The organism is Vogesella mureinivorans (assembly GCF_007644035.1).
Classification (GTDB): domain Bacteria; phylum Pseudomonadota; class Gammaproteobacteria; order Burkholderiales; family Chromobacteriaceae; genus Vogesella; species Vogesella mureinivorans.
This window is the reverse complement of the sequence record NZ_VMTV02000048.1, coordinates 1-428: the sequence shown is the minus strand read 5'-3', so window position 1 is coordinate 428 and position 428 is coordinate 1. Positions and strand designations below refer to the sequence as shown.

At 50.7% G+C, this 428-nt stretch carries 1 protein-coding gene; it reads left to right on the top strand.

Annotated elements, in window-relative coordinates:
* Positions 1–127: 127 nt before the first annotated feature.
* Positions 128–428 (top strand): helix-turn-helix domain-containing protein (locus tag FLQ44_RS01695; RefSeq protein ID WP_147692781.1); only part of this gene is annotated, 301 nt, incomplete at its 3' end.

Here is a 428-nt window from a genome sequence, read left to right as displayed (position 1 = left end):
GCGAGTTTTGACGCGAGTGCCAGGGGCAAAGGGTGGGTCTTTATCCACATCGTAGGCGAAATCAGTAGACCTCTTGCATGAATCAAGAAAATGAGCCAAAAGTAGGTAAGCGTTACTGAATCTGCTCATGCTCTACCAACAGTTGAAAGTCCTCAATCCGAGCGCCTTCAGACGGGCGTGTGGAGTCAAGTGTGAAACCTTCAAGGCAATGGTTGAAGTACTCAATCCAGACTTAGAACGGCACGGCAAGCGGGGTGGACAAAACAGCTTAAGCGTTGAGGACCAGTTGCTGATTGCGTTGCAGTATTGGCGTGAATACCGGACGCAGTTCCACATTGGGCTAGAGTTTGGTGTATCCGAAGCCACTGTGAGCCGCACGATTGAGAAGGTAGAAGCCCTGTTGGTGAAGTCAGGTCGATTTCGACTCC